Raw genomic sequence first — 15,112 nt, 5'->3', positions numbered from 1 at the left:
GGGTAATAGTGCATGCGATCTGTGTGGGAGCCGGCCTTGCCGGCGATGGGCCGCATAGCGGCCTCCGGATCACTTGGCCTTGCTCACCCGCCAGATCTTGTTGCCCACATCATCAGCCACCAGCACGCCACCACGCTGGTCATTGATCACCCCCACCGGCCGGCCCATGGCCTTGCCCTCGTCATTGAGAAACCCGCTCAGCAGGTCAATCGGTTTGCCTGCGGGCCTGCCAGCGGTGCTGAAGGGCACGAAGATCATTTTTTAGCCACTGTGCGGCTTGCGGTTCCATGAGCCATGCTGGCCGATGAATGCGCCTTGCTCGAACGGCGGCGGCAGCACGCCGGGCTCGGCAAAGGTCAGGCCCAGCGAAGCCGTATGCGGCCCAACGGCATAGTCCGGGGCGATGGCGCTGGCCACCAGGTTCGGGTCGGAAGGGTTGACCCGCTGATCGACGTGCTGACCGAAATAGCTGTAAGGCCAGCCATAGAAGCCGCCATCCTTGACTGAAGTGATGTAGTCGGGCACCAGGTCGCTGCCGATCTCGTCGCGCTCGTTGACCGCGGTCCACAGCTGGCCGGTGTGTGGTTCCCACGCCAGGCCGTTGGGGTTGCGCAGGCCAGAGGCGAAGATGCGCTGCTGGCCGCTGGCCGGGTCGATTTCCCAGATCGCCGCACGGCCTTTTTCCTGGTCCATGCCGTTCTCGCCGACATTGCTGTTGGAGCCGACAGTGACGTAGAGCTTCTTGCCATCCCGGCTGGCGATCACGTTCTTGGTCCAGTGATGGTTCAGCGTACCGCCCGGCAGGTCAGCCACCGGCGTGCCGGGGCCGTGGATCGAGGTGGCGCCGGGTTGGTAGTGAAAGCGCAGCAGGCGATCGGTGTCGGCGACGTAAAAGTCATTGCCAACCAGGGCCATGCCGAAGGGCGAATTGAGGTGCTCGATAAAGGTCGTGCGGGTTTCCGCCACGCCGTCATGGTCGCTGTCGCGCAGCAGGCTGATACGGTTGGCACTGGGGACGCCGGCGCCCGCCCGGTCCATGATCTTGCCCACCACCCAGCCACGAATGCCTATGCCGTTATCGGGCTTGGGTGGGGCATTGGTTTCGGCAACCAGGATATCGCCATTGGGCAGGGCATAGAGCCAGCGCGGGTGGTCCAGGCCTTCGGCGAAGGCCACTACCTGGGTGCCGGGGGCGGCCTTGGGCGTCATGCCCGGGGGCCAGCCTATGGCAGGGGCGATGTTGACGGTGGGGATCAGGGTCTTGTTGGGTTCAGGCAACTGCGGCGACGGGCCAACCCCGTCGCTGACATCCAGGCGCGCGTGCTCGCCGCAGCCGCTTAACCCCGCGGTCACTGCCAGCAGCAGTGCAATCGGCTTGATACCCATGTCGTTTCTCTCGCAACATTGGCCGCTATTGCCAGTAGAGGCGGGCCAGGCGTGGGAGGTTCCCCGCTTCAGGCCTGCTTGAGCAGCAGGGCGATGCCGGGGTAATACTGGCCGGCTTCGTTGTGCAGCTTGCGGTAAGCGTAGGGGAAGTACCAGGCGATGGCGCAGGCGTTGTGCTTTTGCAGGTCGTCGACCAGGTCCTGCAGCTCTTCGGGGCTGGCGTGCTGGCCGGCTTTCCAGGGGCTGGCGAACAGCGCGGCAACCTTGAGCTGGCTGGGCGCAGCGATCTGCCGGGCGGCGTAAACGGTCTCGGCCAGGGCGTTGTTCAAATCGAGCTTGGCAATCTTTGGCCAGCGCTGGCTGCCTTGCAGGTAGGCGGCTTCTTCGTGGTTGGCGATGTACAGGTCGCAGCGGCCTTCACGATCACCGTCCTCGCGCTGTTTCTTGCTCTGGTGCTGTTGCAGGGTCACCAGCTCGGCTTGCCAGGCGGCGGCCGAGAGCAGGCCGAGGTTGGCCTGGGCGCCGTGCCAGTAGGGCGCCTCGCCATCGCCGAGGGTCTGGTTGAAGCGGTCGATGCAATCAACCCAACGTTCCAGGGCGGGGCGCAGGAACTCCAGGCGCGCGTTATTGATGATCAGGCCTTGCATGCTGCTCTCCCTTATAGTTGTGATCGAGTACAGCCGAAGTTATGGCTATTTGATATCACTGAAGTCAGTGTTACACAAGATGACAAAGGCGCCATTGATCCAGGCCAGTTCAGCGCCTTTCATTGACGCTCCGGGTGCAACCCTCTAACCTTCGCGACTTGTTTCAGGTGCTCTGTGGGCTATGGCCTGGCAGGGTGAAACAGGGAAGCCGGTGGGCGTGCAAGGCGCGCGAATCCGGCGCTGCCCCCGCAACGGTAGGTGAGTCAAGGCCGCGCAGGGCCACTGGGTGTTCAACCCGGGAAGGCGCGCGGTCCCGGGTGTTCATGGCCCCGCTCACAAGCCCGGAGACCGGCCTGTAACAGCCAACGGCATCACGGAGGGTGATGCGCGGTTCCTCCGGCCTGTGCCGCAGCCCTGCGCGTTTTCCGTCTGCCATATCCATTCATCTGTCACGCCGTTTCCTTCGCGATCCTTGAGCAGCCACAGGCTGCCAGGCTCGTTGCGGGCCGGCCGACAGTGGTTTGCGGAGAACCTCATGACTGAATCCACCGAGCGCGACGAGCGCCACCTGGCCCGTATGCAGCGCAAGAAGGCCGTCATCGACGAGCGCATCGCCAATTCGCCCAACGAATGCGGCCTGCTGCTGGTGCTCACCGGCAACGGCAAGGGCAAGAGCAGTTCGGCCTTCGGCATGCTTGCCCGGGCCATGGGCCACGGTATGCAGTGCGGTGTGGTGCAGTTCATCAAAGGCCGCAACAGCACCGGTGAGGAGCTGTTTTTCCGCCGTTTTCCCGAGCAGGTGCGCTACCACGTGATGGGCGAGGGCTTTACCTGGGAAACCCAGGACCGCCAGCGTGATATCGCCGCCGCCGAAGCCGCTTGGGCGGTGTCGCGGCAGATGCTCCAGGACCCGTCGATCGCCTTCGTGGTGCTCGATGAACTGAACATCGCCCTCAAGCACGGTTACCTCGATCTGGACCAGGTCCTCAGCGACCTGCAGGCGCGCCCGCCGATGCAGCACGTGATCGTCACCGGTCGTGCGGCCAAGGATGAAATGATCGAACTGGCCGACACCGTCACCGAAATGGGCATGATCAAGCACGCTTTCCAGGCCGGTATTCGCGCCCAGAAGGGCGTCGAACTATGAGTGACGCGCGCCATTGCCCGGCGGTATTGATTGCCGCACCGGCCTCCGGCCAGGGCAAGACCACAGTGACCGCCGCGCTGGCGCGCCTGCATCGCAACCAGGGGCGCAAGGTCCGGGTGTTCAAGTGCGGCCCGGATTTTCTCGACCCTATGATCCTTGAGCGCGCCAGCGGTGCGCCGGTGTATCAGCTTGACCTGTGGATGGTCGGCGAGCAGGAAAGCCGCCGGTTGTTGTGGGAAGCGGCGGCTGAGGCCGACCTGATCCTGATCGAAGGGGTCATGGGGTTGTTCGATGGCACGCCATCGAGCGCTGACCTGGCCCGTCATTTTGGCGTGCCGGTGCTGGCGGTGATCGATGGCACGGCCATGGCCCAGACGTTCGGCGCCCTGGCCCTGGGCCTGGCGCGCTATCAGCCGGACCTGCCGTTTGCCGGGGTACTGGCCAACCGCGTCGGTACCCTGCGCCATGCCCAGTTGCTCGAAGGCAGCCTGACCGAAGGCTTGCGCTGGTATGGCGGTCTGTCACGGGAAACCGGCATCGAGCTGCCCAGCCGCCACCTGGGCCTGGTGCAGGCCAGTGAGCTGAACGACCTCGATGCCCGCCTGGATGCGGCTGCCGCCGCCCTGGGTGCCAGTTGCGATGCGGCCTTGCCGCCGGCGGTGAGGTTCGCCGCGCCGACCGAGCGGGCGATCGAGCCCTTGTTGCAGGGTGTGCGCATCGCGGTTGCCCGCGACGAAGCCTTTGCCTTCACCTATGGCGCCAACCTCGACCTGCTGCGGGCCATGGGGGCGCAGCTGGCGTTCTTCTCGCCGCTGCATGATGCCAACCTGCCGGATGCTGACAGTTTGTACCTGCCCGGTGGTTACCCGGAGCTGCATCACCAGGCTCTGGCGAGCAACACACCGATGCTCGAAGCCATTCGCGCCCACCATCACGCCGGCAAGCCATTGTTGGCCGAATGCGGCGGCATGCTTTACCTGCTCGAGGCCCTTACCGATGTCGGCGGCGAGCGTGCCGAACTGCTCGGCCTGCTGGCCGGCGAGGCGGTGATGCAGAAGCGCCTGGCCGCCCTGGCTCTGCAGGCGGTGGAACTGCCCGAAGGCACCTTGCGCGGGCACACCTACCATCACTCGCTGACCAGCACCGAACTTGAACCGATTGCCCGTGGCCAGAGCCCCAACGGTGGCCGCGGTGCCGAGGCGGTCTATCGCCACGGGCGGCTGACGGCGTCCTACGTGCATTTCTACTTTGCTTCCAACCCCCAGGCGTCGGCGGCGCTGTTGTGTCCATGAACGAACATGCTTTTACCGAAGCCGAACGCGCGGCGGTCTATCGCGCGATCGGCGAGCGCCGTGACATGCGCCATTTCAGCGGCGGCGAAGTCGCCCCTGAACTGCTCGCCCGTTTGCTTGAGGCTGCGCACCAGGCGCCCAGCGTCGGCTTGATGCAGCCCTGGCGGTTTATCCGCATCACTCAACGGGAACTGCGTCAGCGTATCCAGGCCCTGGTGGAAGAGGAGCGGTTGCGTACCGCGCAAGCCCTGGGCGAGCGCTCCGACGACTTCATGAAACTCAAGGTCGAAGGGATCAACGACTGCGCCGAACTGCTGGTCGCCGCGCTGATGGATGAACGCGAAGCGCATATCTTCGGCCGCCGGACCTTGCCGGAGATGGACCTGGCGTCGCTGTCCTGTGCGATCCAGAACCTCTGGCTGGCCGCCCGCGCCGAAGGCTTGGGCATGGGCTGGGTGTCGCTGTTCGAGCCCCAGGCCCTGGCCGAGTTGCTGGGCATGCCGGCCGGCGCCAAGCCGCTGGCGATCCTTTGCCTGGGCCCGGTGCAGGCGTTTTACCCGGCGCCGATGCTGGTGCTCGAAGGCTGGACCACGGCGCGACCGCTGCACGACATGCTGTTTGAAAATCACTGGGGAGAGTCTTGATGAGTGTGGCGTTGCTGACGGTGGCCGGGGTGGCGCTGGATGCGCTGCTGGGCGAGCCCAAGCGCCGGCATCCACTGGTGGCCTTCGGGCGCCTGGCCGGGCGTCTGGAGCAACGCTTGAATGCCGGTGGCCGTGGTTGGCGCAGCCATGGTGTCAGCGCCTGGTTCCTGGCGGTGGTGCCGCTGACCTTCGTGGCCATGCTGCTGTCCTGGCTGCCGTACATTGGCTGGCTGGTCGAAGTGCTGGCGTTGTACTGCGCCCTGGGCCTGCGCAGCCTCGGCGAGCACGTGACGCCGGTGGCCGAAGCCTTGCGCCAGGGCGACCTGGAAAAAGCCCGGCAGCGCGTAGGTTATCTGGTCAGCCGCGAAACCCGCGAGCTGGATGAAACCGCCGTGGCCCGCGCCGCCACCGAATCGGTGCTGGAGAACGGCAGCGATGCGGTGTTTGCCGCGCTGTTCTGGTTCGTCGTTGCTGGCGTACCGGGGGTGGTGCTCTATCGCCTGAGCAACACCCTCGACGCGATGTGGGGCTATCGTAATGAACGCTTCGAACGCTTCGGCTGGGCCGCCGCGAAAATCGACGACTTGCTCAACTATATTCCCGCGCGGCTGGTGGCCCTGACCTACGCGCTGCTGGGCAAGACCCGCCTGGCCCTGAGCTGCTGGCGGCGCCAGGCGCCGTTGTGGGACAGCCCCAACGCCGGCCCGGTGATGGCTGCCGGCGCCGGGGCGCTGGGTGTCGAGCTGGGCGGCCCGGCGGTGTACCACGGCGAGCTGCACCAGCGCCCGCAACTGGGCGAAGGCCCGCAGGCCGATGCCGAGGCCATCGAGCGCGGCTGGCGCCTGGTCTGCCAGGGCGTGTGGTTGTGGTTGCTGTTGGTGTGCCTGGGGGCTGAATTCTATGCTTGAACACGGTGGTCGCCTGCAACGCGCAGTGCAGCAGTACGGCATTGCCCGCGAAGACTGGCTGGACCTGTCCAGCGGCATTGCTCCCTGGCCTTATCCAATCCCCGAGATCCCGCTGCGCGCCTGGGCGCGCCTGCCCGAGACCGACGACGGCCTGGAGCGGGCGGCCTGCGAGTATTACCAGGTCGAGCAACTGCTGCCGGTGGCCGGTTCCCAGGCGGCGATCCAGGCCTTGCCGCGTCTGCGCCGCCCCGGCACGGTCGGCGTCCTGTCGCCATGCTACGCCGAACACGCCGAAGGCTGGCGCCGCGCCGGGCACCGGGTGCGCGAATTGCCTGAAGATCAGGTCGATTACTACCTCGACAGCCTCGACGTGCTGGTGGTGGTCAACCCCAACAACCCCAGCGCTCGGTTGATATCTGCCGAGCAACTGTTGGAATGGCACGCGCGCCTGGCTCGCCGGGGCGGCTGGCTGCTGGTCGATGAAGCCTTCATGGACAACACCCCGCAACACAGCATCGCCGCGCATGCCGAGCGCTCCGGGCTGATTGTGCTGCGCTCGTTCGGCAAGTTCTTTGGCTTGGCCGGTGTACGCCTGGGCTTTGTCCTGGCTGAACGTCATCTGTTGCAGCTGCTCGCCGAACAGCTCGGGCCCTGGACCATCAGCGGCCCGACCCGGGTCCTCGGCCAGGCCTGCCTGCTCGATAGCGTCGCGCATCAACAGCAGATTGTTCGCTGCGCCGCTGCCAGCCAGCGTTTGGCCGGGGTACTCAGCGCGGCAGGTTTTGCCCCCCACGGCAGCTGCGACCTGTTCCAGTACCTGGTCACCGATCAGGCGGCGCAACTGCATGAATTCATGGCCCGGCGCGGCATCCTCCTGCGCCTGTTCACCCAGCCGCCCAGCCTGCGCTTCGGCCTGCCGGCCAGCGAGCAGGACTTCCAGCGCCTGGCCCTGGCCTTCAGCGAATACCGCAAGGAACAACCATGACCACCCTGATGGTGCAGGGCACCACCTCCGATGCCGGCAAAAGCACCCTGGTGACCGCGCTGTGCCGCTGGCTGCTGCGCCAGGGCGTTGCGGTGGTGCCGTTCAAACCGCAGAACATGGCGCTTAACAGCGCCGTGACCGCCGAAGGTGGCGAGATCGGCCGGGCCCAGGCGGTCCAGGCCCAGGCGGCCGGCCTGGCGCCGCACACCGACATGAACCCGGTGCTGCTCAAGCCCAACAGCGACACCGGTGCCCAGGTGATCGTCCATGGCCGCGCGGTCACCAGCATGAATGCCGTGGCCTATCACGACTACAAGGCCATCGCCATGCAGGCGGTACTGGCCTCGCACCAGCGCCTGAGCGCGGCCTATCCGCTGGTGATGGTCGAAGGTGCCGGCTCGCCGGCCGAGATTAACCTGCGTGCCGGCGACATCGCCAACATGGGCTTCGCCGAGGCGGTGGACTGCCCGGTGATTCTGATTGCCGACATCAACCGCGGCGGGGTCTTCGCCCATCTGGTCGGCACCCTGGAATTGCTCTCGCCGAGCGAACAGGCACGGGTCCAGGGCTTTGTCATCAACCGTTTTCGCGGTGATATCGCTTTGCTCCAGCCGGGCCTGGACTGGCTCGAAGCACGTACCGGCAAACCGGTGCTGGGCGTGCTGCCCTATGTGCTGGACCTGCACCTGGAAGCCGAAGACGGCATCGACCAGCGCCAGGGCATCAAGGCCGGGCGTCAGCTCAAGGTCATCGTGCCGGTGCTGCCGCGTATCAGCAACCACACCGATTTCGACCCGCTGCGCCTGCACCCGCAGGTCGATTTGCAGTTCATCGGCCCCGGCCAGCCGATTCCGCCGGCCGACCTGATCATCCTGCCTGGCTCCAAGAGCGTACGCGGCGATCTGGCACAGTTGCGCGAGCGCGGCTGGGACGAGGCGATCAGCCGCCACCTGCGTTATGGCGGCAAGGTGCTGGGCATTTGCGGCGGGCTGCAGATGCTCGGCCAGCGTGTGGAAGACCCATTGGGCCTGGAAGGGCCTGCCGGTGCCAGCGATGGCCTGGGGCTGCTGGACTTTGTCACCGTGCTGGAAGCCGAGAAGCAGTTGCGCAATGTCGCTGGCACCCTGCAACTGGAACAGGCAGCCATCAGCGGCTACGAGATTCATGCTGGCGTAACCCAGGGGCCGGCCCTGCAGCGCCCGGCGGTGCAACTGGACGATGGCCGCGCCGACGGCGCCCTCAGTGCCGACGGGCAGATCTTCGCCACCTACCTGCATGGCCTGTTCGAGGCGCCGCATAGCTGCGCCGCGCTGTTGCGCTGGGCTGGGCTGCAGGAGGTAGAGCAAATCGACTATCACGCCCTGCGCGAACGCGACATCGAGCGCCTGGCCGACCTGGTCGAGCAGCATCTGGACACCGCGCGCCTGCGCCAACTCTGCGGACTGAACTGACATGCTCAACCTGATTCTTGGCGGCGCCCGTTCGGGCAAGAGCCGCCTGGCCGAACAGTTGGCCAGCCAAAGCGGCTTGGCGGTCACCTACATCGCCACCAGCGAACCGCTCGATGGCGAGATGAATGCGCGGGTGCAGTTGCACCGCGAGCGGCGTCCGGCCGAGTGGGCATTGATCGAAGAACCGCTGGAACTGGCTCGGGTGCTCTGCGCCACTGCTGGTGCCGAACGTTGCCTGCTGGTCGACTGCCTGACCCTGTGGCTGACCAACCTGCTGATGCTCGACAACCCCGAGCGCCTGGCGGCTGAACGCTCGGCGCTGCTCGACTGCCTGGCGGGCCTGCCGGGCGAAATCATCCTGGTCAGCAACGAAACCGGCCTGGGCGTGGTGCCCATGGGCGAATTGACCCGCCGTTATGTCGATGAAGCCGGCTGGCTGCATCAGGCCATTGCCGAGCGCTGCCAGCGCGTGGTGCTGACCGTCGCCGGCCTGCCACTTACCCTCAAAGGACCTGCACTATGAGTCAAACCTGGTGGCTTGAAGCCTGCCGTCCTGTTGACCAGGCTGTTCGCGAACAGGCCCTGGCGCGTCAACAGCAACTGACCAAGCCGGCCGGTTCGCTGGGCCGCCTGGAGCAACTGGCGGTGCAACTGGCCGGCCTGCAGGGCCAGCTCAAACCGAGCGTCGAGCAGGTCTGGATCGCCATCTTCGCCGGCGATCACGGCGTGGTCGCCGAAGGCATCTCCGCCTATCCGCAGGCGGTGACCGGGCAGATGCTGCACAACTTCGTCAGCGGCGGCGCCGCTATCAGTGTGCTGGCGCGGCAGTTGAATGCTCAACTGGAAGTGATCGACCTGGGCACCATCGACCTGGCGCTGGAACTGCCGGGTGTGCGCCACCTGCGCGTCGGCCCCGGTACGGCCAACTTCGCCCAGGTGCCGGCGATGACTCACGAACAGGGCCTGCTGGCCCTGCAGGGCGGGCGCGAGAGTGCCTTGCGCGCCGCTGCCAGCGGTGCCCGGCTGTTTATCGGCGGGGAGATGGGCATCGGCAACACCACTGCCGCCAGCGCCTTGGCCTGTGCCTTGCTCGGTTGCCCGGCTACCGAGCTCAGCGGCCCGGGCACCGGCCTGGATGCCGCCGGTGTACGGCACAAGGCCGAGGTCATCGAGCGTGCCCTGAAACAGCACGCGGACCTTGGCGACGACCCGCTGCAACGGCTGTTGTGTTTTGGCGGCTTCGAGATCGCCGCGCTGGTCGGTGCCTACCTGGGGTGCGCCCAGGCCGGTGTCGCGGTGCTGGTGGATGGCTTTATCTGCACCGTCGCCGCCCTGGTAGCCACGCGCATCAACCCGCAGTGTCGTGACTGGCTGCTGTTCGGCCATCGCGGCGCCGAGCCCGGGCATCGCCGGGTGCTTGCCGCGCTCGACGCCGAGCCGCTGCTGGAGCTGGGCTTGCGCCTGGGCGAGGGCAGTGGTGCGGCGTTGGCGGTGCCGCTACTGCGCCTGGCTTGCGACCTGCACGGGCAGATGGCGACCTTCGCCGAAGCCGCGGTTGCGGACCGTCCGGCATGATCATCGACCTGCTGCGCCACGGCGAAACCGAACGGGGCGGCGGCCTGCGCGGCAGCCTCGACGATGCTCTGACCGACACGGGCTGGGCGCAGATGCAGGCGGCGGTGAAGGCTGCGGGGCCCTGGGATGCGCTGGTCAGTTCGCCATTGCAACGCTGCGCACGCTTTGCCGAAGCGTTGGGCACCCAGCTGGACCTGCCGCTGCAACTGGCGCCGGGGCTGCAGGAGCTGCATTTCGGCGAGTGGGAAGGGCGCAGTGCGGCAGACCTGATGCTCACCCACGAAGCCGAACTCGGGCAATTCTGGGCTGACCCTTATGCTTTCACACCGCCAGGCGGCGAGCCCGTGGCGGATTTCTCCGCACGGGTATTGCAGGCCATCAGCGCCTTGCACCAGGGGCATGCCGGCAAGCACTTGCTACTGGTCACTCATGGCGGCGTGATGCGCCTGTTGCTGGCCCGCGCCCGTGGCCTGCCCCGAGAACAATTACTGCAGGTCGAAGTGGCCCATGGCGCCTTGTTTCGCCTTGAGCTGCTGGCCGACGGCAGCCTGCGGGAAGTGCACTGAGATGCTGGCGTTCTGGATCGCCCTGCAGTTTCTCAGCAGCTTGCCGGTGCGCTTGCCGGGCATGCCGGCGCCGGAGCAGATGGGCCGCTCGCTGCTGTTCTACCCATTGGTGGGGCTGTTGTTCGGGGCGCTGCTCTGGGGGCTGAACGCGCTGCTGGCTGGCAGCCCGTTGCTGCTTCATGGTGCTTTGCTGCTCAGTGCCTGGGTGCTGCTCAGCGGTGCCTTGCACCTGGATGGCCTGGCTGACAGCGCCGATGCCTGGCTGGGCGGTTTCGGCGACCGCGAGCGCACCCTGCTGATCATGAAAGACCCACGCAGCGGGCCGATTGCCGTGGTTACCCTGGTGCTGGTGCTGCTGCTCAAGTTCTGTGCCTTGCTGGCGCTGATCGAGCGCGGCGAGGGGCTGCTGCTGTTGCTCGCGCCGTTGATTGGCCGTGCGGCGTTGCTGGGCTTGTTCCTCAGCACGCCGTATGTGCGCAGCGGCGGGCTGGGCCAGGCCTTGGCGGATCACCTGCCGCGTCGGTCGGGCACGCTCGTTTTGCTGCTCAGCGCGCTGGCCTGTGGACTGCTGGCAGGGCTCAAAGGGCTGTGGGCTGTGCTGGTTGCCGCAGCGGTCTTCGCCTGGCTGCGCCGGTTGATGGTCCGTCGTCTGGGCGGTACTACCGGTGATACCGCCGGGGCCATGCTGGAGCTGCTGGAGCTGGCGGTATTGATCGCCCTGGTGCTGTGAGCGGCGAATAAAGGCTTGCAGTTGCCCAGGTGCGGGTATATACACGCATTATGTTGACCAGCGAATGCATCTGCACCCACCTGCGTCGCGCCGCCCGCGGGGTGAGCCGACACTATGACGAGGCCCTCGACGGCTTCGGGATCAATGTTGCGCAGTTTTCCCTGCTACGCCATTTGCGGCGCCTGGACCAACCGAGTATTTCCACCCTGGCCGAGGCCATGGGCCTGGACCGCAGCACCCTGGGGCGCAACCTGCGGGTGCTGGAGGCCGACGGCCTGGTGGCGTTGGCCGAAGGGCAGGACCTGCGCAATCGTATCGTCCTGTTGACCGAGCAGGGCAGGGCCCGCCTACAGGCAGCGGAACCGGCCTGGGAGCAGGCACAAAGCGATTTGATCAACACCCTTGGCGAGGGCCAGCGCGACGAACTGGTGCGCCTGCTGGAGTTGCTGGCCTGAGCTTTTTACGATTAAAAGCGGGTATATACCCGCATAACCTTGCGGCACTGGAGACAACAAAAATGACATCGGTATGGCGAACCAGTGGGTGGATTCTCCTTGGCGCGGCGCTGATCCTGGCGCTGTCGCTGGGCGTGAGGCACGGCTTTGGCCTGTTCCTGGCGCCGATGAGTGCTGACTTTGGCTGGGGCCGTGGCGTGTTCGCCTTCGCCATTGCCTTGCAGAACCTGATCTGGGGCCTGGCCCAGCCGTTTGCCGGCGCCCTGGCCGATCGCCTGGGGGCGGCCAAGGTAGTGATGGTCGGCGGTATTCTCTATGCCGTCGGCCTGGTGCTGATGGGTATGTCCGACTCGGCCCTGACCCTGTCGCTCAGTGCCGGCCTGTTGATCGGTATCGGCCTGTCGGGCACTTCGTTCTCGGTGATCCTCGGCGTGGTCGGCCGTGCCGTACCGGCGCAGAAGCGCAGCATGGCCATGGGTATCGCCAGTGCCGCCGGCTCCTTTGGCCAGTTCGCCATGTTGCCCGGCACACTGGGCCTGATCGGCTGGCTGGGCTGGTCGGCGGCCTTGCTGGTGCTGGGTTTGCTGGTGGCCTTTATCGTGCCGTTGGTAGGGTTGTTGCGCGATCGACCGTTGCCCAGCGATGGCCATGAGCAGACCCTCGGCCAGGCCCTGCGCGAAGCTTGCTCGCATTCAGGCTTCTGGCTGCTGGCCCTGGGCTTTTTCGTCTGCGGTTTCCAGGTGGTGTTCATTGGCGTGCACCTGCCGGCCTACCTGGTCGACCAGCACCTGCCGGCCACCATCGGCACCACCGTGCTGGCGCTGGTTGGGCTGTTCAATATCGTCGGCACCTACACCGCCGGCTGGCTGGGCGGGAGGATGTCCAAGCCGCGCCTGCTGACCGCCCTGTACCTGTTGCGCGCGGTGGTCATCGTGCTGTTCCTGTGGGCACCGATCACCCCGTTCAGTGCCTATCTGTTCGGTATCGCCATGGGCCTGCTGTGGCTGTCGACCGTGCCCTTGACCAATGGCACCGTGGCCACCCTGTTCGGTGTGCGTAACCTGTCGATGCTGGGTGGGATCGTTTTCCTCTTTCACCAGTTGGGCGCGTTTCTCGGTGGCTGGCTGGGTGGGGTGGTGTATGACCAGACCGGTAACTATGACCTTGTCTGGCAGATTTCCATCCTTCTCAGCCTGCTCGCCGCAGCGCTCAACTGGCCGGTACGCGAGCGCCCGGTCGCGCGCTTGCAGGCGCAAGCGGCATGAGCCCTATGGCCATTCGCACCGTGCTCGGCCTCGCCGCCGTGCTGGTGCTGGCGCTGGCCTGGTGGGGCTGGCATGAAGGCGGTCTGGCGTTGATGCAGTTGGGCATGGGCGTGTGCTAGGAGTACTCTGATTTCTCCAGGTCCGTTTCAAGGAGAAAAAAGATGCGCACACGCTGGATGTTGGTTCCACTGTTGACCCTGGCCGCCGCTGCCAATGCCCTGGCCGGCGAGTGCCCGGCGCTGCTAGACAGCACGCTGCCGGAGCTGCGCGGCAAGGAGCAGATCAACCTCTGTGAGCGCTTTGCCGGCAAACCGCTGGTGGTGGTCAATACTGCCAGCTATTGCGGCTTCGCCCCGCAGTTCAAAGGGCTGGAGAGCATCTATCAGCAATACCACGGGCAGGGTCTGGAAATGCTCGGGGTGCCGTCCAACGACTTCAAGCAGGAAGACGCCGACGCCGAGAAGACCGCCAAGGTCTGTTACGCCAACTACGGCGTGACGTTCACCATGACCCAGGCCCAGCCGGTGCGCGGCAGTGATGCCACGCCACTGTTCAAGGCGCTGGCTGCGCAGAGCAGCGCGCCGAAGTGGAATTTCTACAAGTACGTGATCGACCGCCAGGGCAAGGTGGTGGCTAACTTCTCCAGCCGAACCAAGCCGGATGATCCGGCGTTCAAGGCGGCGATCGAGAAGGCCATCGCTTCCCAGCCCTGAGCTGCCTCAGTGGCTGGCGTGCACGGTCCAGGCCACCAGCTTGAGCACGATCGGGCGCACCACCAGTACGCAGGCGAAGGCCACCGGCATGGCCAGTTGGTAGGCCCTGAGCACGTTGCCCAGGTACTGCTCGTCGATGCCGGCGTTGGCGGCGGTAATCACAAAGCACATCAGCAGGGCCATGATCGCCGACATGTAGAAGGCGAACACGTAAGGGGTGGCGCGAACGCCGAGCTTGCGTCGGCTGCGGACGCTGGTCTGGGTCGTCATGCGGACTCCGTTGGCAGTGGATGAGGGCGCAGCCTAACAAGGCTGCCTGTGGCCGGGGTAGACGCCTCGGACTTAGGTCTTTATAAAGAAGATCTTACGAATGCCCGGAAGCCTGTCATGAACCTGCTTGGTTCGATCAAGAGTTTCATCAAGGTTGTCGAAGCCGGCAGCATTGCCGGTGGCGCTCGTAGCCTGGGCCTGAGTGCCGCCGCCGTGAGCCAGAATATCGCCCGCCTGGAAGCCCACCTGCAGGTGCGCCTGCTCGCGCGTACTACCCGTAGCATGGCCCTGACCCCCAGTGGCAGCCTGTACTACGACAAGGTCAAACACATTGAGCGCGACCTCGAGCAGGCGCAGCAGGCGGTCACAACCCCGGATTGCGAGCCCAAAGGGCGCTTGTGCATCGCTTCGTCCTCGGCGTTCGGCCGTCACGTACTGGCACCGTTGATTCCGGCGTTCAGCGCGCGCTATCCGCAGCTTTCAATTGAGTTGGTTACGAATGATCGGCGCGTCAACCACGCTCAGGAAGGTGTCGATGTCAGCCTGCGAATCCAGCCGCAACTTGAAGATGGCCTGCTGGCCCGGCACATCGCCCGGGTGCCGTTCATTTGCTGTGCGTCGCCGGGTTACCTGGCGGCAGCCGGTTGGCCGCAATCGCCAGAGCAACTCAAGGAGCATCGCTGCCTGGTGTTCCGCTACCCGGTGGACGGTCGTTTTCTGCGCTGGGGTTTTGTCCGCGAAGGGCTGCGCTTCGATGCCGAGTTCGACAAGGTGCTGATCAGCGATGACATCGACGTGCTGACCCAGATGGCCGTGCAGGATGGCGGCATTGCCCGCCTGGCCGAGTTTGTCGCCCGGCCCTTGCTCGAGCGCGGCCAGCTGGTGGCGTTGTTCGAATATTCGCAATCGGCCAGGGCCTATGCCCAGACCGAGCCGATGGACGTCTACCTGTGCGTGGCCGACCGCTTTGCCATGACGGTCAAGGTGCGGCTGTTCATGGACTACTTACAGGGCCGCCTGGCCCACCTCTGGCCTTGCGAGCAAGCATGAAAATCTATGGTCACCCCATTTTTTGCAA

At 65.6% G+C, this 15,112-nt stretch carries 17 protein-coding genes, 1 pseudogene and 1 riboswitch; of the genes and pseudogenes, 15 read left to right on the top strand and 3 right to left on the bottom strand.

Annotated features, from left to right (window positions below):
- Positions 1-69: 69 nt before the first annotated feature.
- Together UW3_RS26360 and UW3_RS0101390 are read right to left on the bottom strand one after the other, a co-directional pair.
- Positions 70-1,386 (bottom strand): annotated as a pseudogene (locus tag UW3_RS26360) (PQQ-dependent sugar dehydrogenase).
- 68 nt (positions 1,387-1,454) lie between these two features.
- Positions 1,455-2,033: a hypothetical protein gene (locus tag UW3_RS0101390; protein WP_010220353.1), complete on the bottom strand. Its 579-nt coding sequence runs from the start codon at positions 2,031-2,033 to the stop codon at positions 1,455-1,457.
- Between the two features lie 148 nt (positions 2,034-2,181).
- A riboswitch (cobalamin riboswitch) is annotated at positions 2,182-2,404 on the top strand.
- Between the two features lie 164 nt (positions 2,405-2,568).
- On the opposite strand from UW3_RS0101390, the gene cobO reads away from it, so the two are divergent.
- From cobO to UW3_RS0101315, 14 genes are all read left to right on the top strand, one after another.
- Complete coding sequence (gene cobO, locus UW3_RS0101380; protein WP_010220352.1) at positions 2,569-3,180, top strand: cob(I)yrinic acid a,c-diamide adenosyltransferase; 612 nt, start codon at positions 2,569-2,571, stop codon at positions 3,178-3,180.
- On the top strand, positions 3,177-4,472 hold the full coding sequence (locus tag UW3_RS0101375; protein WP_010220351.1) for a cobyrinic acid a,c-diamide synthase CobB: 1,296 nt from the start codon (positions 3,177-3,179) through the stop codon (positions 4,470-4,472). The genes cobO and UW3_RS0101375 overlap by 4 nt, the downstream gene beginning before the upstream one ends.
- The gene (gene bluB, locus UW3_RS0101370) at positions 4,463-5,116 is read left to right on the top strand and encodes a 5,6-dimethylbenzimidazole synthase (RefSeq protein WP_162471120.1); all 654 of its coding nucleotides are present in this window, start codon (positions 4,463-4,465) and stop codon (positions 5,114-5,116) included. The genes UW3_RS0101375 and bluB overlap by 10 nt, the downstream gene beginning before the upstream one ends.
- On the top strand, positions 5,116-6,024 hold the full coding sequence (gene cbiB, locus UW3_RS0101365) for an adenosylcobinamide-phosphate synthase CbiB (RefSeq protein ID WP_010220348.1): 909 nt from the start codon (positions 5,116-5,118) through the stop codon (positions 6,022-6,024). The genes bluB and cbiB overlap by 1 nt, the downstream gene beginning before the upstream one ends.
- Complete coding sequence (cobD, locus tag UW3_RS0101360; RefSeq protein WP_010220347.1) at positions 6,017-7,009, top strand: threonine-phosphate decarboxylase CobD; 993 nt, start codon at positions 6,017-6,019, stop codon at positions 7,007-7,009. The genes cbiB and cobD overlap by 8 nt, the downstream gene beginning before the upstream one ends.
- The gene (locus UW3_RS0101355) at positions 7,006-8,460 is read left to right on the top strand and encodes a cobyric acid synthase (RefSeq protein ID WP_010220346.1); all 1,455 of its coding nucleotides are present in this window, start codon (positions 7,006-7,008) and stop codon (positions 8,458-8,460) included. The genes cobD and UW3_RS0101355 overlap by 4 nt, the downstream gene beginning before the upstream one ends.
- Position 8,461: 1 nt before the next feature.
- On the top strand, positions 8,462-8,983 hold the full coding sequence (gene cobU / locus UW3_RS0101350; protein WP_010220345.1) for a bifunctional adenosylcobinamide kinase/adenosylcobinamide-phosphate guanylyltransferase: 522 nt from the start codon (positions 8,462-8,464) through the stop codon (positions 8,981-8,983).
- Positions 8,980-10,035 carry a nicotinate-nucleotide--dimethylbenzimidazole phosphoribosyltransferase gene (gene cobT / locus UW3_RS0101345; RefSeq protein ID WP_010220344.1) on the top strand — a complete coding sequence of 352 codons (1,056 nt, stop codon included), beginning with the start codon at positions 8,980-8,982 and terminating at the stop codon, positions 10,033-10,035. Before cobU ends, cobT begins: the two co-directional genes overlap by 4 nt.
- Entirely contained in the window at positions 10,032-10,601 is a 570-nt protein-coding gene (gene cobC, locus UW3_RS0101340; RefSeq protein WP_010220343.1) for an alpha-ribazole phosphatase family protein, read from the top strand. The genes cobT and cobC overlap by 4 nt, the downstream gene beginning before the upstream one ends.
- Position 10,602: 1 nt before the next feature.
- On the top strand, positions 10,603-11,331 hold the full coding sequence (locus UW3_RS0101335; RefSeq protein WP_010220342.1) for an adenosylcobinamide-GDP ribazoletransferase: 729 nt from the start codon (positions 10,603-10,605) through the stop codon (positions 11,329-11,331).
- Between the two features lie 50 nt (positions 11,332-11,381).
- Entirely contained in the window at positions 11,382-11,786 is a 405-nt protein-coding gene (locus UW3_RS0101330; RefSeq protein WP_010220341.1) for a MarR family winged helix-turn-helix transcriptional regulator, read from the top strand.
- Positions 11,787-11,848: 62 nt separating this feature from the next.
- The gene (locus UW3_RS0101325) at positions 11,849-13,051 is read left to right on the top strand and encodes an MFS transporter (RefSeq protein WP_010220339.1); all 1,203 of its coding nucleotides are present in this window, start codon (positions 11,849-11,851) and stop codon (positions 13,049-13,051) included.
- Positions 13,048-13,170, top strand: a complete 123-nt coding sequence (locus UW3_RS30045; RefSeq protein WP_257792352.1) for a hypothetical protein — start codon at positions 13,048-13,050, stop codon at positions 13,168-13,170. The genes UW3_RS0101325 and UW3_RS30045 overlap by 4 nt, the downstream gene beginning before the upstream one ends.
- 42 nt (positions 13,171-13,212) lie before the next feature.
- A complete protein-coding gene (locus UW3_RS0101315; RefSeq protein ID WP_010220338.1) occupies positions 13,213-13,764 on the top strand; it encodes a glutathione peroxidase in 552 nt (183 codons plus the stop codon).
- A 6-nt stretch (positions 13,765-13,770) separates the two neighbouring features.
- Here UW3_RS0101315 and UW3_RS0101310 read toward each other — a convergent pair whose 3' ends face one another.
- Positions 13,771-14,034 (bottom strand): DUF2798 domain-containing protein, encoded by a 264-nt coding sequence (locus tag UW3_RS0101310; RefSeq protein ID WP_010220336.1) that lies wholly within the window; start codon positions 14,032-14,034, stop codon positions 13,771-13,773.
- A 117-nt stretch (positions 14,035-14,151) separates the two neighbouring features.
- On the opposite strand from UW3_RS0101310, the gene UW3_RS0101305 reads away from it, so the two are divergent.
- Positions 14,152-15,084, top strand: a complete 933-nt coding sequence (locus tag UW3_RS0101305; protein ID WP_010220335.1) for a LysR family transcriptional regulator — start codon at positions 14,152-14,154, stop codon at positions 15,082-15,084.
- Positions 15,085-15,112: the final 28 nt, after the last annotated feature.

It is taken from the genome of Pseudomonas donghuensis (genome assembly GCF_000259195.1).
Lineage (GTDB): Bacteria > Pseudomonadota > Gammaproteobacteria > Pseudomonadales > Pseudomonadaceae > Aquipseudomonas > Aquipseudomonas donghuensis.
The sequence above is the reverse complement of the archived record's forward strand: the minus strand, read 5'-3'. Positions and strand labels throughout refer to the sequence as shown.